Here is a 529-nt window from a genome sequence, read left to right as displayed (position 1 = left end):
TGACGTGGAAATCGTTGTTGGCGCCGATGGTTTCGGTCTTGTTGCCGGATACCCAGACGTCCTGGTTCCCGCCCTCGGTGCCGACGAGCAACTGCATGTTTCCATTGACATGCTCGATGTGGTCCTTCCAGGTCGTGATGTGGCTGTTCTCCCAGACCCAGCGGATTTCGTCCTTCTCGACGACGGTGACGAGATTGCGCTGGGCGTGGACGTGGAGTTCCTCCTCGCCCTTCTTGTCCTCGAAACGAATCAGGTTGGCGTCGCTCTGGGTGCCGTGAAGCGTGGAGCGCGTGAGGATGCCTGATTGCGTCTTGTGCCGCGGCAGATCCCACGGCGGCATCTGCTCGCGGTTGTAGACCCGGCCGGTGATCAGGGGTCGGTCGGGGTCGCCTTCGAGGAACTCGACCACCACTTCCTGGTCCATTCGCGGAATGTGGATGGCCCCCCAGTGCTTGCCGGCCCAGAATTGGCTGACGCGAATCCAACACGAATCGTTCTCGTCTTGCTTGCCGTAACGGTCCCCATGGAA

The 529-nt window shown here is 60.9% G+C and carries 1 protein-coding gene; it reads right to left on the bottom strand.

Annotated features, from left to right (window positions below; translation table 11 throughout):
- A partial coding sequence (gene tssI / locus JNK74_30135; protein ID MBL7650429.1) for a type VI secretion system tip protein VgrG occupies positions 1-529 on the bottom strand: 529 nt, incomplete at both ends.

The sequence above is a fragment of the Candidatus Hydrogenedentota bacterium genome (genome assembly GCA_016791475.1).
GTDB lineage: Bacteria > Hydrogenedentota > Hydrogenedentia > Hydrogenedentales > JAEUWI01 > JAEUWI01.
Note: the sequence above shows the minus strand (reverse complement) of the source record. Positions and strands in the feature narration are given on the sequence as shown.